General features: G+C 24.9%; 15 protein-coding genes. 7 read left to right on the top strand and 8 right to left on the bottom strand.

The annotated features are described in order from the left end of the window. Window positions 1-83: 83 nt before the first annotated feature. The 5 genes from EELLY_RS00090 to EELLY_RS00065 all read left to right on the top strand — a co-directional run bounded on the left by EELLY_RS00090 (window position 84) and on the right by EELLY_RS00065 (window position 8,212). Window positions 84-2,141: a relaxase MobL gene (locus EELLY_RS00090; RefSeq protein ID WP_104205500.1), complete on the top strand. Its 2,058-nt coding sequence runs from the start codon at window positions 84-86 to the stop codon at window positions 2,139-2,141. Between the two features lie 236 nt (window positions 2,142-2,377). Further along, entirely contained in the window at window positions 2,378-4,891 is a 2,514-nt protein-coding gene (locus EELLY_RS00080; protein ID WP_104205498.1) for a type IV secretory system conjugative DNA transfer family protein, read from the top strand. 413 nt (window positions 4,892-5,304) lie between these two features. Continuing rightward, window positions 5,305-6,201: a lipoprotein gene (locus tag EELLY_RS00075; RefSeq protein ID WP_104205497.1), complete on the top strand. Its 897-nt coding sequence runs from the start codon at window positions 5,305-5,307 to the stop codon at window positions 6,199-6,201. 227 nt (window positions 6,202-6,428) lie between these two features. Continuing rightward, on the top strand, window positions 6,429-6,983 hold the full coding sequence (locus EELLY_RS00070; protein WP_104205496.1) for a hypothetical protein: 555 nt from the start codon (window positions 6,429-6,431) through the stop codon (window positions 6,981-6,983). Window positions 6,984-7,075: 92 nt separating this feature from the next. Continuing rightward, a complete protein-coding gene (locus EELLY_RS00065) occupies window positions 7,076-8,212 on the top strand; it encodes an Mbov_0401 family ICE element transposase-like protein (protein WP_104205495.1) in 1,137 nt (378 codons plus the stop codon). A gap of 367 nt (window positions 8,213-8,579) precedes the next feature. On the opposite strand, the gene EELLY_RS00060 is transcribed toward EELLY_RS00065, so the two are convergent. The 5 genes from EELLY_RS00060 to EELLY_RS00040 form a co-directional block, all read right to left on the bottom strand. Then, window positions 8,580-10,406, bottom strand: coding sequence for an ABC transporter ATP-binding protein (locus EELLY_RS00060; protein ID WP_104205494.1), 1,827 nt, complete (start codon window positions 10,404-10,406; stop codon window positions 8,580-8,582). Between the two features lie 10 nt (window positions 10,407-10,416). Then, window positions 10,417-12,243 (bottom strand): ABC transporter ATP-binding protein, encoded by a 1,827-nt coding sequence (locus EELLY_RS00055; RefSeq protein ID WP_104205493.1) that lies wholly within the window; start codon window positions 12,241-12,243, stop codon window positions 10,417-10,419. Window positions 12,244-12,307: 64 nt separating this feature from the next. Then, the gene (locus tag EELLY_RS00050) at window positions 12,308-13,021 is read right to left on the bottom strand and encodes an RsmE family RNA methyltransferase (protein WP_104205492.1); all 714 of its coding nucleotides are present in this window, start codon (window positions 13,019-13,021) and stop codon (window positions 12,308-12,310) included. Next, entirely contained in the window at window positions 13,014-13,391 is a 378-nt protein-coding gene (locus EELLY_RS00045) for a hypothetical protein (protein ID WP_104205491.1), read from the bottom strand. The genes EELLY_RS00050 and EELLY_RS00045 overlap by 8 nt, the downstream gene beginning before the upstream one ends. Before the next feature lie 24 nt (window positions 13,392-13,415). Beyond that, entirely contained in the window at window positions 13,416-14,069 is a 654-nt protein-coding gene (locus EELLY_RS00040; RefSeq protein WP_104205490.1) for a J domain-containing protein, read from the bottom strand. A gap of 110 nt (window positions 14,070-14,179) precedes the next feature. Here EELLY_RS00040 and EELLY_RS00035 point away from each other — a divergent pair, with 110 nt between their 5' ends. Together EELLY_RS00035 and EELLY_RS00030 are read left to right on the top strand one after the other, a co-directional pair. Beyond that, a complete protein-coding gene (locus tag EELLY_RS00035) occupies window positions 14,180-15,325 on the top strand; it encodes a phosphatase PAP2 family protein (RefSeq protein WP_104205489.1) in 1,146 nt (381 codons plus the stop codon). A gap of 30 nt (window positions 15,326-15,355) precedes the next feature. Continuing rightward, window positions 15,356-16,546: a phosphatase PAP2 family protein gene (locus EELLY_RS00030; protein WP_104205488.1), complete on the top strand. Its 1,191-nt coding sequence runs from the start codon at window positions 15,356-15,358 to the stop codon at window positions 16,544-16,546. A gap of 471 nt (window positions 16,547-17,017) precedes the next feature. Here EELLY_RS00030 and EELLY_RS00025 read toward each other — a convergent pair whose 3' ends face one another. The 3 genes from EELLY_RS00025 to EELLY_RS04220 form a co-directional block, all read right to left on the bottom strand. Next, complete coding sequence (locus EELLY_RS00025) at window positions 17,018-17,314, bottom strand: BspA family leucine-rich repeat surface protein (protein ID WP_104205487.1); 297 nt, start codon at window positions 17,312-17,314, stop codon at window positions 17,018-17,020. A 179-nt stretch (window positions 17,315-17,493) separates the two neighbouring features. Further along, window positions 17,494-17,655 (bottom strand): hypothetical protein, encoded by a 162-nt coding sequence (locus tag EELLY_RS04145; protein ID WP_181021024.1) that lies wholly within the window; start codon window positions 17,653-17,655, stop codon window positions 17,494-17,496. 162 nt (window positions 17,656-17,817) lie between these two features. After that, on the bottom strand, window positions 17,818-25,322 hold a 7,505-nt coding region (locus EELLY_RS04220; protein WP_219818092.1), incomplete at its 5' end, for a BspA family leucine-rich repeat surface protein.

Raw genomic sequence — 25,322 nt, 5'->3', positions numbered from 1 at the left:
AGTAACTAAATATAATCCCGAAAGAAAGAGGGAGTATTCACATAAGTGAGTACTCCTTTTTCTAATTTAGAAAGCAGGTTCTAATGAATAGAAAACAAAATAACATTTTCAAAGTAATAAGATTTTATGATCCCAACAACTCAAAACAAAGATTGACAAACTATTATCGCGGCAAAAAAGGTTCTAAAAATATTACTTATATCGATTACATAACAAGAAAACAAGCATGTATTTTAAAAGCACTTCCTGAAAAAGCTTTGCAAGAAAATAGAGAGTTAAATGAATTCATGTTAGAAAGCAGGAGTGAGTGAAGACAGAAATGATTAAACAAAGGAGTGAGTGAAGAATTTTTAAAAGCTAGTGAAAATATATTTGATGATGAAAAGTATTCAAAGTATGGTTGAAACTTTAAAACAAAATTATTTAATTCATTAAATGAAGCAGGCCATTTTCAAAATTCTGATTTTATAGCTAGAGAATCTACAATCTTTAATTTAACACAAGAAACTGAACAAGAAATGTTAAAAGAACTTTTGGAAATAGATAGAGAACGCTCAAGAAGACAAAAGAGTATTGAAGAATATAAAAAAGTGCAATGAGGAACTGGACTTTATACTAATCAGGCACATTTCAAAACTAAAGGTAGTTATATTTTTGGTGAGTTGTCAAAACAAGAAGTTCAAAATTTAAAAAATGAATTTTTAAATATGAGGAATAACAATGATAGGTTAATGTGAGATACTGTTTTATCTTTTGATACAGAATTTGCTGAAGATAACAATATTTTGGTTCCTGAAGTAATTGGAAAACTCATAAGTAAAAATATTGATCAATTATTTATTGAAAACAATTTAGACCCTAAAAGAATGAGTTGGGGATTTTCTATGCATGGAAATACATCTAATCCACACGCTCATTTATTTTTTTATGAAAATGAACCTAACAGAAATGGTGAATGAAAATTCAAGGGAAATTTAAACCAAGAATCTATGAAGTATTTTTATCAAAGAATTGAATTAAATGCTCAAACTAATGAACTAAGTTACCAAAAAATGAGAGTTTTAGAATTAGAAACCAAAGCCTTAATTTCTGAAGAAATAAGTGGACAATTCTTTTTATCTAAACATCAACAATTCTTGATTCATAAACAAATTAAAAAAATAGATGAATTAAGTTTAAAAATTAAAGATTTAGAACTTAATTTTAGAAAAAGATATTTATCTGAACAGCTAACTGTTAAAGAAAAACAAAATCATAATAAAAATATAAAATCAATGAAAAATAATTTAATTAATAACATAAATTTAATTCATGAAAGCCATTCTAAAAATAAACTAAAACAATTTTTTGAAAGAAGAACTAATTTAACAGAAATTGAAAAGCAAATCGCAAAAAAGGTAGATTCCAATATGTTGTTTCTCAATAAAATTAACACTTGAGAAAAACTTAAATGTTCAATGGTAAAAACCCAAAAATTATTAAATCATGAACACATAAGTTGATTTGAAACAATGAAAACTTATAGAACTAAAAAGGGCTCAACATTAAGTTTTAACACATTAAATGATGAAGGAAAGATCGAAGCTATATCATATGTTGAAAATATAATAAAGCAGTCTAAAAATGGTACGTTAATGCTTCAAAACATCCAAAGTAAAGTTGATGATATTTCGCATGAACTAACAAAAGTTCTTCTAAAGAAAATTGATGATAATGATACCAAAACCATTCAAACATTAAAAACAATAGATGCTCTCGATAAATTAAATTTAAAAATAAATTCACAAAGTTTATATAATAATTTATCTGAAAATAATTTAACAAAAGAACAAAAAGAAACTTTAATTTTTAATGAAGTGAAAAACTCACTAATGAATGGCGAAAATGGTTATTATTCAAAACATGTTAATGTGTTATTTAATGAAATTTATAATCAAAATTTTCAACTAGGAATCAAAAAGGAATTCAAAGAAAATAAATTTTTGACTCAAAACGTCTCTAAAATATCTAATTCGATTAGCGATGCTTTTAAACTGGGTTCTAGACAAGCAGCATATGAATTTGAAAATGAAATGAAAAGACTGAAAATGAAAGCTGAAAATGAAATTGAAAAATATGAAAGAGAAAGGATTAGGATATAAAAATGTTAATTCCAATATATACTTTAATCTCTATTAATTTTTGTTTAATAGTTTGGCTTGTTATCGATTATTTTAAAAATTTAAAAAAATACCAAAAATTAATTAAAGAAAAACAGTTTGACACTATAAAAGTTTTAAAAAACAAAAAGAAAAAATCTAGAAAGACAATTTATTTATCTATGTCTTTTATATATATAGTATGTAGTGTTTTGTTAATTATGAATGGAGGTTTTTAAATGAAACTGCAATTATGAAATAAAATAATTAAAAGATTTTTCTTGTGACAATTATTATTGGCTATTCCAATAGCTATTTTAATTTGATTTTGTATAACAGCATTACTTGGTGCTATGAGTTCTAAAACCCCTTTTAACTTATTTTTTGTGTTAACTGGAAAGTTTAATTTGATGTGACCTATTTTTATTGGAGTGATGATTTTTGTTTTGATGTTATTTTTAAATTGAGCATTAGCTATCACAATATATTCAAAATTTTGAAGAAGCGGGTATAGACAACATATTGACACAAAAGATATAACAGCTAGTAAGTTAGTTATTGATGATCGAAATATTATTGATGATGAACCTAAATGAAAAACTCAAAATGGCTCTATTTATGACATAAAGGTCAAACAATCAAAAGATTCTATGCAAAATTTTAATGAGAGTCTACAAATTGAATTAAACAAATTGAAATCAGGATTTGTTGTTCGCAATGTTTGAGATGCAAAAGCTAAAGTATTAAACACTTCAGCTGCAAGTGATGTTAATGGTTTTGTTCTTGGTGATCCTGGGTCAGGTAAAACTGCTGGAATTATCTTGCCAACAATAATTTATAACATTAAATTAAAAAATAAATCATCTATGATTATAAACGATCCAAAAGGAGAGTTATACCAAAAAACGTCCAAAACTTTTATTGAAAATGGTTATGAAGTTAAAACCTTTAATTTGCAAGAACCAAATAAATCTGATGCATGAAATCCTCTGACTTCTATTTTTGAAATTTGACAAAAATATTTACATCCAACAAGTGAAATTGACAATTCAAGAAAATTAGGTCAAGTTAGTGAACCAAAAGCAATGATACAATCCCATTGCAACTTAGCTAGGTGTTACACGCACTTCTCGTTAAGTTGTAAAGAATGTATTGAAAACTTAGTGAATGACCACTACATCGAATCTAATCCAAACTGATATATAGGATTTATTAAAATAACAAATGAAAATAAAAATGAAAGCTTCGATGTTTATTTTTCATCCCAAAGTGAGATGGAAAATTGAATTACTCAAGAAAAAAGAAAACTAAAGGGTGAAACTTTTGGTCAAATTGCTGAATTAGCAAGTTCTTTATATACTACTCCAGATCCGAAAAATGAATTCTTTTATTCTGCAGCTAGAGAATTTTTTGAAGGAACTTTACAATTTATGTTAGCCTTGAATGCTAAATATCCAAAAATGGTAACTATAGATAATTTTAACTTAAAATCAATTAGAAAAATTTTATCTAATAAAAACAAGTTTTTTGAAAAAATATCTCAACACTCATATGATGTAGAAAAAGCTCAAAAACTTTTAATAGAAATTAAAAACCAAAATAAGAGTTCAAAAAAAGTTCAAGAACTTGAAAGTTTTATTTCTAAAAATACATTGTCTGAAAATGACTGACAAACTAGATTAGCTGATGTTACAATTACATTTAAAAAAGACCCTGGTAATGTTGAAAATTGATGAAAGACATTAACTAATGATTTAATTATTTTTGACAACATTGAATTAGAAAACATAATCTGTCAGAATACAATAAACGTCGAAGACGCGATTAAAAAACCAACAGTTATATTTTTAATAGTGCCAGACAACAAAAAAGCCTATGTTTCACTTGTTTCACTATTTGTTGGGCAAATTTATGCAGAACTTATTTCAATTGCTTCTAAACGTGCTAATTTGGCTCTTGAGCGTAAAGTTTTATTTATTCTTGAAGAATTTGGTTCAATGAATAAAATAGATCAGTTTATCTCAGCATTTTCAATTTGTAGAAGTAGAAATATAAATATTTTAATTTGTCTTCAAAAAGAAAGTCAATTGACTGAGAAATATGGAATAAACAATACCAAATCAATTTTAGGTAACTGTCAATTAAATTATTTTGTTTCTTCAACGGAGAGAGACGATTATGAAAAATACTCAAAATCTTTTGGGATAAGAGCAGAATTAAAAAGAAGCTACAATACTAGAGATAATGAAGCAAGTGAATCTTTAGATAAAACTGCTTTAATATCAGCAGATGAACTTCAACAATTACCAAAACCTTTAGTAGCTATTTTGTTAAATGATAAAAAATACATTTCATATTTATTACCTTCTTGAATTGGTGAAAACGAGTATATTGATTATTATGGTAAAAAAGTTTATGATCACTCACCAATTGAAAACAATTTTATTAAAAAGAAAACTATGTTATATTCTGAAAAATATGAAATAGATTTGTGAAATGAATTAAAAAATATCATTAAGCAAACAGAAGAACAACAAATTGGTAAAACAAAACCCGAAGTTAAAATAATGGTTGATGAAAATTCTAATATTACCAAAGTAAAAGAAATTCACGTTTTGGATGATAGAAATTTAACAGAACTAATTGAACAGTTAAATGATTTAAGAAACCAAAATAATATAACACCTGAAATTAGACGTAAAATAGTAGAATTAAGAGCTGCTATAATAAAAAAACAACGCATTAATAATTAAGTAACTTTAAACACCAAATTTTGGTGTTTTTTATTTAAAAGTTTAATTTGTTTACAAAAATGTAAACATTTTTTTATATTTGTAAACACTTTTTGTGTTAGGTTGTGATATTATTTATAAATAAATAATATTAAAAGCAGTTGTATTTTGAACTTTTGTTTACACCTCTTATCTTGCTTCCACCTTTTTACTCAAAAAATGAGCATGAAATGCTACATTTTTAGTAAAATCCATGGGATTTAAGGTGGTAATGGTGGGATAAAGGTAAGAATTATTAAAATTGTTTACAAATTTACTAAGAACAACTGAGCACCAATAAATATCAAAATGTATTAGATTTTGAATAAAATAAAGTATATAGTTAATTATAGAAAGAGCTACTTTTAAAATATATGTAGCAAAGTGTGAAAAATATGAAAAAAATTCTAAGTATTATTGCTGCATTTAGTTTAACTGTTACTTCAAGCTTTGCTGTTGTTGCTTGTAATAAACAAATTAAAATAGTAGACATAAAGAGATCTGTTAGTCATATTCAAAATAAGACTGATATAAATGAAGTTAACCAAGAGTTAATAAAAGTTAAAGTTGATGGTGTTAAAAAAATTGAGGCTTTTGAAATTGAAAATAATGAAACTGATGTAACAATAAAGATTAGTGTTGTCGAAGGCAGAAAAATTGATAGTGATAATTTTGTTTTGACTAAAGCTATAGCTGATAAAGCAATTGATAATCCAATTGTTCCAGATGGTGAATATGAAATGAGCTTTGAAGAATATATAAAAAACTTTTCAGTAACAACAGGTGCTGAACAAGAATTTCACGGTGATTGAAATATTGATTATTTTGATTTAACAAAAAACCAAGGTGAATGATATGGTAAAACAAATAAAGAATTAAAGCAATGATACATTGATAATCAGAACTCTTTTTGAACTTGAGATAAAGCAATTGCACAATCTATTACAGGGCTTAGTACCAAATGATATGATTATTTTTTAGATAAAGATTTATTTCCAGAAGGTTTTGCTTTTATTGATAATTTATTAAATTTTGAATCGTCTGATTTCTTTGATACACCTAAATCCTTAGATACACCATCAATGCTAAACGGAAAACAAGTAACTGAAGTTGATGGATATTATGAAGTTTCTATGACTACTAAAGCAGTAAATTATTTAAAAGAAGCTAATCAAAAACAATTATTAAAAAATTTTAATATAGATAGTGAAGATAGTGAAACTGTTAATGAATTTAATGAAGGGTTTAATATAGTTGGATCAATAAAAATAAATTTTATAATATTTAGATAAAAAAACAACACAAGAACAATTTTATGTGTTAACATTAATTTATCAAAGAAAATTAAACTTTGAATTCAAGTCTCGCATGCAAATGCAGGAAAAAAGGAACCTTTTTGGTTCTTTTTTTGTATAATTCTAAATATAGGGTCTAATAATATTAAATAATTCCCGAAAGAAAGAGGGAGTATTCACATAAGTGAGTACTCCTTTTTCTAATTTAGAAAGCAGGTAATTAAATGTTGAAGGAAAAAGAAATTTGATTAGGCTATTCTGAAAGTCCAGGAGATTACTCTGATAATGATTTGAAATTAAAACACTGAAGACCACTTTTGATCACGAAAGTTTATTCTGGCACAAGTTTAATTAGAGTAACAGAAGCATCAACAAAATTGAAACAAAAATATATAATTGATGTAGTGTTAAGTTCTGGACAAGTTTTTCAATTTGATAAGGGTTCAAGTTACATAATTGATGCTAAAAGTTTAAAACAAAAGTTGAAACCGCTTATTGGTCCCGCTTTTGATAAAAAGTATAAATATATAAAAAGATCGTCAAATTATTCGTTTAATAAAATTAAAAATAAAGTTAATTTTGAAAAAATGATTTTATCAGGTGAGTATAATAACTTATCTACTGAAGAACAAGACAAACAAAGAATATGAAAACAATTTTCTTTAGAAGAACAAGAAAATAGAATGATCAGAAAAATAGAAAGAGAAGAAAAGTTAAAATTAATGCAAGAAAATAAACAATTTCAAATTATTAAAAAAAGTAAGAGGCACAACCGATAGTTTTAATAGAACTTTAACTAAATTAACTACAAAGTATGTAGTTTTTTTGTACTTATAATAAAATTGGTGTATTTATTAAAGGAGTGTTTTATATGTTATTTAACTGTCGAGAAGAATTTGCAAAAATTCTAAAAACAAAAAAACTTGAACTTGAAAGACTTGATTATGAATTGCTAATAAAGAGAGATAAAAGAAGATATAAATTGATAAGGTTAGCTAAAAGATGTATTGTTAGTGAATTTGGATATTTAAAAATAAATAGAAGGGTTTATTTTGATAATTTTGATAAAAAGTATGTGAAGTTGTTAGATGTTCACTTAAATTTAAATAAATACGTTAAGATTGATCCTGATTTAAAAGCAAAAATAGAAGATCAATTAGGTAGTGGTAAAAAATATAAAGACATTATAGACATGTTTCCCAATGCTCACTTATCATTGATGACAATTTCAAGAATATTTAAATCTGTTGAAAATGACAAAAAAAGAAATGAAGTTACTAAAAAAGTTTTATTAAAAAATAATCAAGTAGTTTATATTTTTGTTGATGATGCTTTTTTAAATGTAGATCGATTTAGGTCTAAAAAAAGGTGAAAATATAACAGAGGAAAGGACACTAAAGTTAGGGTTATTTCTTTTTGTACTGGTTATGATAAAAAAACATTAAATCTTAAACGAAAGAAATTAGCCAATAAAAGAAATACTTTTTTAATTGGAAAAAATGAAAACATTTCTACTGAAGCTTTATCATTTAAAATTTATGAATTAGGGTGTAATTTTTATGAAAATTTTGATAATGCTCATTTAGTCGTTGGTGGTGATGGTGCTACTTGAATAAAAAATCTAGCTAATTATTTAGAAGCTGACTATATATTAGATCGATATCATGCTGTTAGGGAATTAAAGAAAGTCTTCTTAAATAATTCTATAAAGAATTCTGAAACATTATTCAAAACAGCTTTAAGTTATTTTTACAAAGGAATGTATGAAGAACTTATACAAATTTTAGAAATTTTTGCATGTAATTCGATATTAAAATATTTTAAAAATAACGTCAAAGGAATTGAAAACCAAAATAAAACTTGAAATATTGGTGTGAGTGCTGAATCTGTTGTTTCTGGACTTGTTAAAAGTACTCTTGGTTATGGTTCTAAGATATTTTCTTTTAAAGTTATAAAAAACATATTAAATGCTAGAAATTTCAATTTAAACAATAATTTAGGTTTTTAAGTTATATGAATATGCTCTAAAATCAATTTTAACACTTTTTTTTCAAACAAAAATAAATTTTTTGTATAGAAGTAAGGCAAAGAACCAAAAGTGCCCTAAAACAAGAAAAAAACATAATCATAAACGCATTTATTATTTTTGCGTTAATTTTACTTGTTTTTTAAAAAAATAGAGTTATGATTGAATTAACATTTGAAATAATTGTGATAATTGCTTAGTTGAGTCCTCCTACAAAAAAGTTATGCACCCTTACAATATTTAATTAATTATATCATTTTTTCTTTTTATCTAGCAAAAGGATACTTAGTAAATTCATATTGTTTTATTTAAAAATTTGCTTTGAATTTTCTTACTTTGTAAATGAACACTAAATTTCTTTCACCATTTTACCTGCATCATATAGATTTTTAAAATGACCAGGTGTTGTTGTTAATTCTTTAAAAGTTCCTTGTTGAATAATTCCAGCACCATTACCACCTAAAACAACAATTTGATCGACATTTTTAATAGTTGATAATTTATGTGCAATAGTCACACTTGTTCTACCCTTCATCAGTTCATTTAATTTTGTTTGAATTTCTTTTTCAACAATATTGTCTAGTGCTGAAGTAGCTTCATCTAAAATTAATAACTCAGGATTTTTTAAAAACATTCTCGCAATAACTAATCTTTGTTTTTGACCACCCGATAACATAAATCCACGTTCACCAAGAATAGTTTGATAACCTTCTGGTCATGACATAACTAACGCATGTAATTCTGCTTTTTTACAAGCTTCAATTGCTTCATCATCAGTTTTTGCAAAACTACCATATTTAATATTTTCTAAAACATTCCCAAAAAGAATTTGAGGTTCTTGTTCTACATATCCAACATGGCTTAAATAAGTTGAAAGATTAACTTCTTTTAAATCATTATTTTTATTAATTAAAACTCTACCTTCGCTTGGATCATAAAATCTTAATAATAATTTAGCAATCGTAGATTTACCAGACCCAGTTTCACCAACAAATGCATATGATTTTCCATATTGTAAAGTAAAGTTAAAATTAGGCAAAATTAAATTTTCTGGTTTTTCTGGATATCTAAAGTTAATATTTTCAAAAATAATATCACCTTTTAAATCTTTTAACTCTATGCCTTGATTGTAATGAAAATCAAGTCTTGAAGGTGCGTTTAAAGTTCTAAGAATTCTTGAAGAAGAAACCCCAGCCATAGCTAAACCACCAGATATTAAGAACAAAGATATAATAGGCACGGTTAACATTCCTTGTGCCATTACAAATGCTGGGAAAATACTAAAGAATTGTTGAATTCTACTACTATCAGCTCCACCACCATAAAATACAGCAGAAAATACAGGAGCTGTAAATAACAATAAAAAGTCCCCAGCAAAAACAACAACAGCAAATGCACTAATTCATTTACCAATAGGTTTTCCTAAATTATAGTAATCAACATGTTTATCTTTAAAATTTTGTGTTTCATATGCTTCTGTTCCAGATGATTTAATTAATCTAACAGATATAACACGATCAATAACATCACCATTTGTTTTTTCCATAGTTAATCTAACTTTTTCTCATTTAGATACTAATGCAAAATAACAAATTAAAAACATTGTAAAAATTAATGCAAATAAAATAAAACCAACAAGAGCAATTTTTCATTCTAAAATAAAAGTTAATAATAAACCAATTGCTAATTGAAAAATTGAACTGGCTATAGTCATTGGTATATTAATGGCTTGATTACCTACAATTTGTGAATCTGAAATAACATTTGTTAATAATTCACCTATTTTTTTATCAGAATAATAGGATATATCTTGTCTTATTAATTTTTCTAATATTTCATTTCTTAAATGAGTTTCAATTTGTTTAGCAAATGTGTTTGACCATCAATTAAATAAAAATGAATTAAATACATTTAAAAATAATAAAGTCATTGATAATCAAATTAATTGCAAGATTGATAAACCTCAATCATCAATCAATCAAAATCCAACTTTTATTTTTTCTGCTTGAAATGATAAATTTATTTGGTTAGTTATTAACGGGGCCATAAACAATAAGAATGCTCAAAAAATAAAGTTAGGAATAACTCATCAATTTTTTTTAAAATCTTGTTTATAGTATTTAACAAATAAATGAATAAAAGCTCTATTTTTGCTTATTTCTTTATGTCTTTTCATCATAACCTCCTTACATATTTTCTTGTGCTTCTAATAATCCTGCTTCATACAGATTTTTAAAGTGGCCAGGCACTTTAACAAGTTGTTTAAAATTTCCTTGTTGGACAATTCCAGCACCATTGCCACCAAGAACAATAATATGATCTACATCTTTAATTGTTGAAAGTCTGTGTGCAATAGTGAAACTTGTTCTACCCTTCATTAGTTCGTTTAGTTTTGCTTGAATTTCTTTTTCAACAATATTATCTAATGCTGAAGTAGCTTCATCTAAAATTAAAATTTCAGGATCTTTTAAAATCATTCTAGCAATAACCAATCTTTGTTTTTGACCCCCAGATAGCATAAATCCACGTTCTCCAAGAACTGTATTATATCCTTCTGGTCATGATGTTATTAATTTATGTATTTCAGCTTTTTTACAAGCTTCAATTACTTGTTCATCAGTCGCATCAAATTTACCATACTTAACATTTTCAAATACGTTCCCAAATAATATTTGGGGTTCTTGTTCTACATATCCAACATGGCTTAAATAACTTGATAAATTTAAATCTTTTAAATTATTATTTTTGTTAATAATAATTTCTCCATTACTTGGGTCATAAAATCTTAACAATAATCTAGCAATTGTAGACTTACCAGAACCAGTTTCTCCAACAAAAGCATATGATTTACCTTCTTCAAAAGTGAAATTAAATTTTGGCAAAATCAATTTTGCTGGTTTTTCTGGATATCTAAATTCAATATCTTTAAAAACAATATCACCTTTAATTTCTTTAACGATAACTCCATCATAATAATGCGGGTCCATTATTGATTGAGAACCCAATAGTTCAGTTATATGTATACTAGCAACACCCGACATTGCTAATCCAAACGTAATTCCCATTAAACCAGAAAAAGTAGCTATTAAGTTTGCTTGATTAATTATATAAGCAGGAAACACATTACTAAAAAAATCAGTAGCAGCCGTATCATTACCAAGAACAGAATAATAAATTCCAGCAATTATAGGAACTGCAAATTGCAAAATCATTGATCCAGCATAAACTGTTGTAATTAAAAGTGTTAAATTAAAAATAGCTGGTTTGTGTGCTTTGTAGTTAATTTCTTGTTGTTGTTCAAAATAAGCTTTTTCATAATCTTCAGTACCAGAAGCTTTTATTAATCTTACAGTACCAATTCTATCAGTTACATTACCATTAACTTCTTCATAAACTTCTCTTACAACTGCATATTTTTTAACAGTTCTAGCATAAAATACAAAATAAAGAGTTAATAATGAAAAATAAACTATCGCACCAAAAAAAGCAATAACTGGAGCTAAAACAAATGTCATTATAAAAGCTACTATAAATTGAGATAAAGAAATTCCAATACTTGTTGGAATATTAACAGCACCTTCACCCACATTTTGAGTATCAGTAATAACACTTGTTAATATCTCTCCAATTTTTTTATCAGAATAATAAGAAATATCTTGTCTTACTAATTTTTCAAGGATTTTATTTCTTAAATCAACTTCAATTTTTCTTCCAAATATTCAAGAAAGATAATTAAATAAGTAAGTACCAACTGCATCAAGTGCAATCATACTAATTGATAAAATAATGTTTGTTGTTAGTGATAAACCTCAATACCCATTAACAGGAATGTTATTTTCATGTTTAATTGCAAATGTTATTTGTTGTGTTAATAAAGGTATTGATATCCTAGATAAACAAAACGATAAAATTATCAAAATTAATGATATTGCAATTCATCAATATGTTATATAATATCTACCTATAAGCTTAAAAAAAGCTGTATATCTAGATACTTTATTATTAGTTTTCATGTTTTGTCTCTCCTATTGCTAAATATAATGTTATCATTTAGTTTTTATTAGTGTTAACTTAACATTATTTATTTAAATAAATAAGTGAACTCAATATATATAAGGGTGCTGTTTCTGCTCTTAATATATTATTACCAAGGCTGACATTATTAAAACCTATAGCATTCAGTTTTTTAATTTCTTTAATGTCAATTCCACCTTCACAACCAATAATAAAACTAATTGAGTTAAAATCATTTTCTAAATAATTGTTTAAAGGTATATCTAACTCTTCTTCTCAAGCTACTAAATTAATATCGTTTAAATATTGTTTCAATTCATAAATATCTTCAACAATATCACAAACTAATGGTATGTTGTTTCTTTTGGATTGTTTAGCTGCAGTATCACAAATTGTTTGTCATCTTTTAACTTTATTCGCTTTTTTATTGATATCAATTTTCACAACATTACGACTAAAAACTACAGGTACAATTTGATCAACACCCAATTCTGTTGCTTTTTGTAATAATCAATCTCATTTTTGTTCTCTTAATACACCAGCAATTAATGTTTTTTGAACTTTAACACTATTAGTTTTAATTAATTGCAATTCTTTTGCCAAAACAATGTCACTTTGTGATAAGTCTGATATTTCAGATAAATAGACATTATTTTCAAAAACACATTCAATTTTTTCACCAACTTGTAGTTTAATTACATTTTTAATATGATGAGTATCTTTTCTTTCAATTAAGAAATTATCCTTTATTTTTTTATTTACAAAAAACCTAAACATTCTGATCCTCTTTTTGAAGTCTTTTAACCGATTTTAAAACATTAGTTAATTCTTTTTGATTGATCAATAAATTAAAAAAGTTTTTTTTACCATCTTTAATTCTTTTAAAGATGTATGAAGAAAATATTTGTTTGTTTTCAATTGAAACTTTGAAATGTTTAATCATAGCTTTTCTTTTCAAAAAGAAATACATTAAGTGTAATAAAAAGATTATATACCCTAACATAAAGTTAAATAAGATTATATCTTGATCCACTTTATTACTAGTAGTGGTCAAGCTTGATCATGTAATTATTACTAAAGTGATTAAAGCTTCTATAATTAGCATAATTAATACCTTTAGCTTTAATTGTTTTATTTGTGTTTTCATTTAACTCCTAATTTATTTAAATAATTATAAACCTTTTAAAAATGTTTTTATATTGTTATATGCTTTATTTAAGTTTTTAGTTATTTGTTCAGAATAATAACTTTTATTTTTATCTGGGTGAAATTGCTTACAAAGATTTATATAAGCTTTTTTAATAACTTTTAAATCTTTTGTGGGACTAATCATTAAAACTTCAAAAGCATATAAAATATTATCTTCTAAATTTAATGTGTTAGTTTTATTATAGTTTTCAAAAGCATGATAATCATTAACCACAACTTTAACTGGTTGTTCAAGTTTTTGATCAAAATTAGTTATTAAAAATATTTTATACTCTTTGTAAAATGATAACAGTTTTTCTTTTGCTTGATAATAAGCTATTTGGATTTTTTCACTTAAATAATTTTTTTCAATTTGACTATTTAAAACATTATTTAAAAACATTTCTTGTTGATTAAATAAACAATCACTAAACTTTTTTATAAATTCAGATTGTTTCATTTTTAATTGCGAATTTTTTAAGTTATCTAATGTTATAGAATTTTCAAACATTTCATTCATTTTTACAGTTAATTTATAAAAATCAAATAACAATAAATCTATTTTTTCAATATCAATATTATTATAATTTTTAATTAACAATATTTTATCTTTTAAATCACTATCAATAAAATACATAAGCACCTTCTTTTAATAAATTATATTATAGTTAATGTTTTTAAAACTTATTTTGATAAAATAAAAAAATGAACAGTAATTTTAAATTAAAAAATAAAAGCAATAAAAAAATGAAACTTTTTTTAATCTCAGTTTTTATTATTGCACTTTTGTTTTTTATTGCTTCTTCATTTTATGATAAAAAAATTATGGACTTTTTTGTAGGTTTTTACAAAGTAGATATTATTCATTGAATTTCTACCTGAAGTTATGAACTTGGAAGCATGCTACTAATTGGTTTTATAGTACCAATTTGTTTAATATGTCTTTCAGATAGAATAATAATTGTAAACAAAGATAAAAGAGTGTTTAGATGACTATATATGCATAAAAATGCTTTTTTAATTTTTTTATTTTGAGTTTTTTTAATAATAGGATTATCAAATACAACTCATAATTCAATTCAAAATATTTGATATGGAATTAATAATCAAGTTATGATATCAATTGATAAAGTTGATTTAGCCCATTTATTAACTTATTTTCAAGTTGGTGTTATTAATCTTTTAATGGTTTTAATGATCTTATTATTTAATGTTTTATTCTTCTTTATATATTTAAAAGATATGATAATGACTAATTATATCTCTGAAAATAATTTAATAAAACCCACAATTACAATGATTTATTATATGTGTTTTTGTTTTGCTGCAGTTTTTGTTATAAAACACATTTCAGGTAGACCATTATATTCAAATAGCGTTTGAACAAGACAAAATGCTATTAATATGGGATTAAACCCTAATAACTCTGTTGAAGAAATGTTTAAAATATATGGTTGAGATTTTTTTGACCCTAAAGGTTTAGGAAGATTCAGCCCTGCTAAATATCATGAATGATGAGAGCCTAACGATACACTTAAAAATTGAAAAAATTGGTTTACTTATCCTGAAAAAGATTTTTGAATAGATTTAGAAGATAACTACATGGACATGGACTTTCCATCTGGACATATTATGAGTTATTCAAACTTATTAGCTACTTGTTATTTCTTTTATTTTACTAAGTCATATAAACAAACTGAAAAATTTTCAAATGTACAAAAAAGTCTTTTTTCTTTATGTCTAATTTTAATAGCATTATCTATTTTTACTTTAATGATTCAAATGTTTCATTGACCAACTGATATTTTATTTTCAATTTGTGCTGCTTGTTTGATTTTTGTTGGATGTCAAAAATTAACAAATAAAAATAGATTAAAAAAACTTATTAAATAAAAATTAAAATTTTTTTGATAAAATTAAAAAATGAATAATTACTTTGATATCAAAAACAAAATTTCAAAAATTAAACTAGGGATAGTTTTTATTTTTTTTATTTCACTTTTAATGTTTATTACTTCTTCTTTTTTTGATACAAAAATAATGGATTTTTTTGTTAATTTATTTAAAATAGATGCTATTAAACTAATTTCTGTTCTAAGTTATGAACTTGGCAATATGGTATTGATTGGTTTTGTAGTTCCTTTATGTTTAATATCTATATTAAATTGAATTATTATTAAATATAAAAACAAAAACATATTTAGAATGCTATCTTTAAATAAAAAAAGTTTTTTAAAACTTGTATTCTGATTATTTATTATAATTGGTGCATTTCCTTTGCTATTTACTTCGTTAAAAAACTTGATTAATGGACTAGAAATTTATAATTCAAAATCTGATATTACTTTAACTGATATAGATATTCATTTATTTGTTACTTTATTTGAAAAAGGGATTATTAATTTAATTATTGTTTTTGCAATTATTGTTTTCAACTTATATTTTTATTTCAAGCACTTAAAATATATGATTGAAACAAATTATTTAGAAGATAATAATTTTGTTAAACCAGCAATTACAGTTGTAAGTTCTATTATTTCTTGTTACTTAGTTATAGTGGTGTTGAAACATGCTTCTGGACGACCTTTTTATTTAAATGTTGCTTGAACAAATAATAGTGCTAAAATTGCTGGTTTAGATACTAATAACTCAATTGAAGAATTGTTTAAATTATATGGGTGAAACTTTTATGATCCAAAAGGAATTGATATATTTAGCGAAGCTAAATATTATGAATGATGACAGACTAATAATACTTTAAAAAATTGGATTAACTGATTTACTTACCCTGAGATTCCTTGAATCGATTATGGAGATCATTATAGAGATATGGACTTTCCTTCTGGTCATATGATTAGTTATTCAAATTTAGTAGCTATGGCTTACTTTTTTTATTTTACAAAAAGTTATCAAACTACTAATAAATTTACAAACCAACAAAAAAGTGTTTTTGCTATCAGTTGTATATTATGAATAATTCCAGTATTCACTTTGCAAATTCAAATGTTTCATTGACCAACTGATATTTACTTTTCAGTTTGTTTTGCTATTTTATTTTTTGTTATTTGTAAGAAAATTATTAATAGGATTTTTTATAAAAAAATTATTAAGTAAATCTTTACTTATTTATATTTTCTTTTTAATGTATTTTAAAGCAAATTATGTTTCACTATTTCTTTTTTCAAAAAAATGTTTCTCAGGACTCTATTATAATTGCATTAAAATTTTAAATCTTTTAATGGTTGTTGCTTTTATGATGTTTAAGATAGTTATGAAAATTAATTATTTCCTAATTTTTTAGACACGATTTTGATAAATGTTTAAAATGATTATTTATTTTAGTGATCTACTTTTTTTAAAATTTTAGTTTAATTAACAAAGATATAAATAATTTTAAATATATGAGATTTAGAGTATATAAAAGCCTGCTCAATATTAAATATTAAATGGATACAAAATTGAATACAAAATTGGAGAACTATATATGTAAATTAGTAAATAAAAAAGTGGAGTTATCCACTTTTTCTAGACACCCCAAGCTTTAATTTTTAGTATTTTTCTAATATTGTTTTTTAACTAACTTTTTTATTTAGTAAAAATTGGCTGCTTATCTCATTTTATATTTTTGTTATTTCAAAATTTTGTATACTTAGTAACCTGACTAACATTTCAATTAGTTAAATCTTGATCAAAACTCATTTCTTTAACATTTTCTAAATCATCGTAATTATGTCAAAACATTCCTGACATATTAGTAACATTGCTTGTATCTCATTTTGATATATCTTGGTTAAAACTTGATGCACATTGAAACATTGCCCCTATATTAGTAACATTACTTGTATCTCAAGCTGTATATTCTTCACCATTTTGATCTTTCAATATTTTAGTTGATATATCAATATTAAACGATGTAGCACCATTAAACTATTAATAACATATTAGTCACTTTGGATGTATCTCATTTTGATATATCACCATTAAAGATGAAGCACCATTAAATGTTGATTCCATATTAGTAACATTTCTTGTATCTCAATTGCTTATACCTTCAATTGAATTTAATGAAGAATTTGCAAAAAAGCTTTCAATGAAGTTATTTGCTTAAGAAATCTTTTCGGTAATGATTCACTAGACACAATATTTGATAAATCTAATTCAATTGAACCTTTATACTTATAATCATTATCATTTTTACCCTTACCTGTAAAAGTGTATTTCATTTGATTAACTGTTTCTGTGTCATTTTTTAAGGATTCTATTATTTCTTTTGCAACTTCAATCCCACCAGCAACTTCAATTCCACCAGCAATTATAGCTTGATTTAATTCTTCCTCACTTCATTCATAATTAGTTTTTGAATCTAAAATATTTTGTAATTGATCTTAGATTGTAGAAATATTTTGTTTACCAAAAATTGGTTGGTTGTCTCATTTTATATTTTTGTCATTTCAAAATTCTGTATAAGCAGTAACTTGACTAACATTTCAATTAGTTAAATCTTGATTAAAACTCATTTCTTTTCCATTTGATGATGGTAAATAATCATTTCAAAACATTTGAGTCATATCTGTAACTTTTGATGTATCTCATTTAGATATATCTTGATTAAATGAAAATTCATCACAAAACATATAACTCATGTTAGTTACGTTGCTTGTGTTTCATTTTGAAATATCTTGATTAAAAGCAAACGTTTCATTAAACATTGCCTCCATATTAGTAACATTACTTGTATCTCATGCTGTATATTCTTTACCTTTTTCATCTTTTACATTTTTAGTAGAGATATCTTGGTTAAAATTTGAGGCACCTCTAAACATTCATGACATATCTGTAACTTTTGATGTATCTCAATTTGAAATATCTCCATTGAAAGATGAGGCACTATTAAACATATGGGAGATATTAGTCACTTTTGATGTATCTCAATTATTTAAATCTTGATTAAAATTAGAGGCATATTGAAACATCCCTGCCATATTAGTAACATTACTTGTATCTCAATTTGATATATAATTATTAAATTTTGAAGCACTGCCAAACATTAAATACATGTTAGTCACTTTTGATGTATCTCAATTATTTAAATCTTGATTAAAATTTGAAGCATTTTGAAACATCGCCTGCATATCAGTAACATTACTTGTATTTCAATTTGAAATATCACCATTAAAAGATTCAGCATTATCAAACATTTGCCCCATATTAGTAACATTACTTGTATCTCAGGCTGTATATTCTTTCCCGTTTTCATCATTTACTTTATTAGTGGATAAATCTTGATTGAAATTCTTTGCGCTTTTAAACATTCATGACATATCTAATACTTTTGATGTATTTCATTTAGAAATATCACTATTAAATAATGAAGCACCGTTAAACATTGCCCCCATATCAGTAACATTACTTGTGTTTCAATTTGAAATGTCACCATTGAAAGATGAAGCATTTTGAAGTGTTCTTAGCATGTTAGTAACATTACTTGTATTTCATTTAGAAATATCACCATTAAATAATTTAGCACCATTAAAAGTCGCTTCCATACTAGTAATATTTGATGTGTCTCAATTGCTTATCCCTTTAATTGAATTTAATGAAGAATTGGCAAAAAAAGCTTTTAATGAAGTTATTTGTTTAGGCAAAATGTTTGGTAATGATTTTACAGTTTTTAAATTATATATTGTAGAACCATCTGTTTTAAATCCAATTTTATATATTTCAACTGCGTTTAAATTTGAAAAATCCATTGAATCAGTTTGTTTTAAAGCACCATCTGCATCTTTATAAACAGTAATATTATCTGCTAATGATTCACTAGCAATAATAGTTGTTAATTCTAATTGAATTGAACCTTTATATCTATAACTATTATCATTTTTACCCTTACCTGTAAAAGTGTATTTTATTTGATTAACTGTTGCTGTGTCATTGTTTACAGATTCTATTAATTCTTTTGTAACTTCAATTCCACCAGCAACTTCAATATTTTTATCAATTATAGCTTGATTTAATTCTTCTTCACTTCATTCATAATTAGTTTTTGAATCTAAAATATTTTGTAATTGATCTTCAACTGAAGAAATATTTTGTTTACCAAAAATTGGTTGGTTGTCTCATTTTATATTTTTGTCATTTCAAAATTCTGTATACTTAGTAACCTGACTAACATTTCAATTAGTTAAATCTTGATTAAAACTCATTTCTTTTCCATTAAATGAAGGGTAATAATCATTTCAAAACATTTGAGTCATATTTTTAACTTTTGATGTATCTCATTTTGAAATATCTTGATTAAATGAAAATGCATTGCAAAACATATAGCTCATGTCAGTTACATTACTTGTATTTCATTTTGAAATATCTTGATTGAAATTTGATGCATTTTGAAACATTATTGACATGTTAGTAACATTGCTTGTGTTTCAATTTGATATATCACTATTGAAAGATTCAGCCCCATTAAACATTGATTCCATACTAGTAACATTGCTTGTATTTCAATTTGAGATATCACCATTAAAATTTAATGCATTTTGAAACATACAAGACATTATTGTGACATTTGATGTGTTTCAATTTGATATATCACCATTAAAAGAAGAAGCATAATTAAACATTCACCCCATATCAGTAACATTACTTGTATCTCAGGCTGTATATTCTTTTCCGTTTTCACCATTTACTTTTTTAGCAGATAATTCTTGATTAAAATTTGCAGCTCCTTGGAACATTCCATTCATATTAGTGACTTTTGATGTATTTCAATTTGAAATATCACCATTAAATAATGGAACACCCAAAGAACTATTAAACATAAATGACATATTTGTTACTTTTGATGTATTTCAATTTGCTATATCACCATTAAAATGTAATGCATTTTGAAACATTGCTGACATGCTGGTAACATTACTGGTATCTCAGGCTGTATATTCTTTTCCATTTTGATCCTTTAAATTTTTAGTAGGTATATCTTGATTAAAATTGTTAGCATTATTAAACATGTTGTACATATTAGTCACTTTGGATGTATTTCAACTTGATATATCACCATTAAACAATGAAGCACCATCAAAGGTTGATTCCATATTTATAATATTTGATGTATCTCATTCACTTATCCCTTCAATTGAATTTAATGAAGAATTTGCAAAAAAAGCTTTTAATGAAGTTATTTGTTTAGGCAATGTGCTTGGTAATGATTTTACAGTTTTTAAATGGTGTATTGTAGAACCATCAGTTTTAAATCCAATTTTATATATTTCAACTGCGTTTAAATTTGAAAAATCCATTGAATCAGTTTGTTTTAAAGCACCATCTGCATCTCTATAAACAGTGATATTATCTGATAATGATTCACTAGCAATAATAGTTGTTAATTCTAATTGAATTGAACCTTTATATCTATAACTATTATCATTTTTACCCTTACCTGTAAAAGTGTATTTTATTTGATTAACTGTTGCTGTGTCATTGTTTACAGATTCTATTAATTCTTTTGTAACTTCAATGCCACCAGCAACTTCAATTCCACGATCAATTATAGCTTGATTTAATTCTTCTTCACTTCATTCATAATTAGTTTTTGAATCTAAAATATTTTGTAATTGATCTTCAATTGAAGAAATATTTTGTTTACCAAAAATTGGTTGGTTGTCTCATTTTATATTTTTGTCATTTCAAAATTCTGTATAAGCAGTAACTTGACTAACATTTCAATTAGTTAAATCTTGATCAAAACTCATTTCTTTTCCATTTGATGATGGTAAATAATCATTTCAAAACATTTGAGTCATATCTGTAACTTTTGATGTATCTCATTTAGAAATATCTTGATTAAATGAAAATGCATTGCAAAACATATAGCTCATGTCAGTTACATTGCTTGTATTTCATTTTGAAATATCTTGATTAAAATTTGATGCATTGTTAAACATTGCTGCCATATTAGTGACATTACTTGTATTTCAATTTGAAATATCACCATTAAAAGAAGTAGCATAATTAAACATTGTTGACATATCTGTAACTTTTGAAGTATCTCATGCTGTATATTCTTCCCCGTTTTCATCTTTTACTATTTTAGTTGATATATCTTGATTGAAATTTGCTGCACCTTGAAACATTCCCGACATATTTGTTACTTTTGATGTATCTCAATTTGAAATATCACCATTAAATAATGGAACACCTAAAGGACCATTAAACATTCATGACATATCTGTAACTTTTGATGTATTTCAATTTGAAATATTACCATTAAAATGTAATGCATTTTGAAACATTACTGACATAGTTGTAACATTGCTTGTATCTCAATTTGAAATATCACCATTAAAAGAAAAATCGGAATTAAACATTCATGACATATCTGTAACTTTTGATGTATTTCATTTTGAAATATCACCATTAAAAGATTCAGCACTATTAAACATTGCCCCCATATTAGTAACATTACTTGTATCTCAAACTGTATATTCTTTTCCATTTTGATCTTTTAAATTTTTAGTAGGTATATCTTGATTAAAATTTTTAGCACCATTAAACATTTTGTACATATTAGTCACTTTTGATGTATTTCATTTTGATATGTCACCATTAAAATCTGCAGCACCACTAAACGTTTCTTCCATGCTAGTAATATTTGATGTATCCCAATTACTTATCCCTTCAATTGAATTTAATGAAGAATTTGCAAAAAAAGCTTTCAATGAAGTTATTTGCTTAGGTAATGTTTTCGGTAATGACTTTACAGTTTTTAAATGATGTATTGTAGAACCATCTGTTTTGAATCCAATTTTATATATTTCAACTGCGTTTAAATTTGAAAAATCCATTGAATCAGTTTGTTTTAAAGCACCATCTGCATCTTTATAAACAGTAATATTATCTGCTAATGATTCACTAGCAATAATAGTTGTTAATTCTAATTGAATTGAACCTTTATATCTATAACTATTATCATTTTTACCCTTACCTGTAAAAGTGTATTTTATTTGATTAACTGTTGCTGTGTCATTGTTTACAGATTCTATTAATTCTTTTGTAACTTCAATTCCACCAGCAACTTCAATATTTTTATCAATTATAGCTTGATTTAATTCTTCTTCACTTCATTCATAATTAGTTTTTGAATCTAAAATATTTTGTAATTGATCTTCAATTGAAGAAATATTTTGTTTACCAAAAATTGGTTGGTTGTCTCATTTTATATTTTTGTCATTTCAAAATTCTGTATAAGCAGTAACTTGACTAACATTTCAACTAGTTAAATCTTGATCAAAACTCATTTCTTTTCCATTAAATGAAGGATAATAATCATTTCAAAACATTTGAGTCATATCTGTTACTTTTGATGTATCTCATTTAGATATATCTTGATTAAAAGAAAGAGCATTACAAAACATATAACTCATGTTAGTTACATTGCTTGTATTTCATTTTGAAATATCTTGATTAAAGTATGCACATTGTTGAAACATAACACTCATATTAATGACATTGCTTGTATCTCAATTTGAAATATCTCCATTAAAAGACATTACTTTAAATTCAGAATTTGATGCAAACATTCATGACATATCTGTTACTTTTGATGTATCTCAATTATTTAAATCTTGATTAAAATTAATTGCGTTTCTAAACATTCATGACATACTTGTTACTTTTGATGTATTTCAATTATTTATATCTTGATTAAAATTTGATGCATTGTTAAACATTACTGACATATTAGTAACATTACTTGTATTTCAATTTGAAATATCTTCATTAAAAGATAAAGCATTTTGAAACATTCTGTACATATTAGTCACTTTTGAAGTGTCTCAATTATTTAAATTTTGGTTAAAAGATGAAGCACCGTCAAAGGTTGATTCCATACTAGTAACTTTTGATGTATCTCAAGCTATGTAATCTTTCACATTTTTAGTAGATATATCTTGATTAAAATTTGATGCATTGTTAAACATTGCTGCCATATTAGTGACATTACTTGTATTTCAATTTGAAATATCTCCATTAAAAGATGAAGCATTTTGAAACATTGACCCCATATCAGTGACATTGCTTGTAACTCAAGTATTTAAATTTTGGTTAAAAGATGAAGCATTTAAAAACATTGACCCCATTTCAGTGACATTACTTGTATTTCAATTTGAAATATCTCCATTAAAAGATGAAGCCCCTTCAAACATTCTAAACATGTTTTTTAATGATAAAGTATTTCATCCTGAAATATCTTGATTAAAATTTTTAGCATTTAAAAACATTTGAGTTGCATTGTTTACTTTTGAAATGTCTCATTTTGAAATATCACCATTGAAATTAGTTGCTTTATTAAAAATATTAACCATATTTTCTACATTTGAAGTGTCTCAATTATTTAAATCTTGGTTAAAAGAAGAAGCTCCTTCAAACATTCCACTCATATTAGTTACTTTTGAAATATTTCAATTTTCAATTCCTTCAATTGTTGAATAAGCATTATTTCTGAAAAAGTTTGTTAAGTTTTTAATACCATCTGGTAAAACACTTGTAATATATTTTGCATTAACATAATTTAATGTATTTCCGCTACTGTTATAACCAATTTTATAAATATTTTTTGCATTTTTTTGACTAAAATTAAAATCTGTTGTTATTAAAAGTTCATCATCATTTGTTAAATAAAGTGAGGATGATGTATTTTGAGCTGTTTCTTCTGATAATGTAATCACTTCTTGGTCAAAAATTTCAGAATCTCCCCCTTGAGTAGATACTACATATTCATATCTATCAACAGAATCATTTGAATTTGAACTTTTTTTCGAATCAGTCATTTTAATACTATCTATAGATAATTTCATATCCACATCTTTATATAAATTTTGAATAGCGGCAATTAAATCATCTTTATTTCATTGTTCATATTGCTTTGAATTTATAATATTTTGTATTTCATTGCTAATAATTTTAATTGAAAACTTATTAATTACAATTTCATTTTCACCAATTAAATAATAAGAATTATCATTTGCTGTAATTTTTATTGAACCATCGTTAATACCATAATCTGGTTTGATTATATCTATAATTAAATCTTCTCGACTTATATCTTCAATTCCAGTAATTAATTTAATTTGTTCTATTATATCATCTTCATTAATTGATGAATAATCATCAATGTGAATGCTTATAGTATCTAAATTTATTTTAGGAATTTTTGGTATTACAAAATTTGTATCTCCTTTTAAATAAATTGATCCATCAATTGCTTTAATTATTATTCCACCAATATTTTTGTATGTAGATGGTGAGAGAGCAATTGTAAAATCATCAAGAGATAAATCACTAATACCAGTTGCTATTTGCAGTTCATTTAAAATTTCTTGATCTGTTGTATCATTATTAAATTCTTCTTTAATAATGATTTCATCAAGACTAACAGGGGGTAGTTTTGGAATTGTTAAAGTTTTATTTCCTGTAATTCTAACGGATTCAGTTTTAGCACTAATTTCAACACTTCCTTGTTGACCATAATAAGCATCAGTTTTATTAAAGTCAAAATCATCAAAAGATAAATCACTAATACCAGTAGCTTGTTTTAAAGCTTCTAATACTTGTTCAACAGTTAAATCATTTGATAAATTTAAATCGAGCACAAGTTGAGTAATGTCTTTTTTAGCTAAAACAGGGATTGTGAAATTTTGTTTTCCTGTAATTCGCACTGAATCAGTTTTAGCACTAATTTTAACACTTCCTTGTTGACCATAATAAGCATCAGTTTTATTAAAGTCAAAATCACCAAGAGTTAAATCACTAATACCAGTGGGTTTTTTTAAAGCTTCTAATACTTGTTGATCAGTTAAATCATTTGATAAATTTAAGTCAAGAACAAGTTGGGTAA

It is taken from the genome of Entomoplasma ellychniae (assembly GCF_002930155.1).
GTDB lineage: Bacteria > Bacillota_I > Bacilli_A > Mycoplasmatales > Mycoplasmataceae > Entomoplasma > Entomoplasma ellychniae.
Note: the sequence above shows the minus strand (reverse complement) of the source record. Positions and strands in the feature narration are given on the sequence as shown.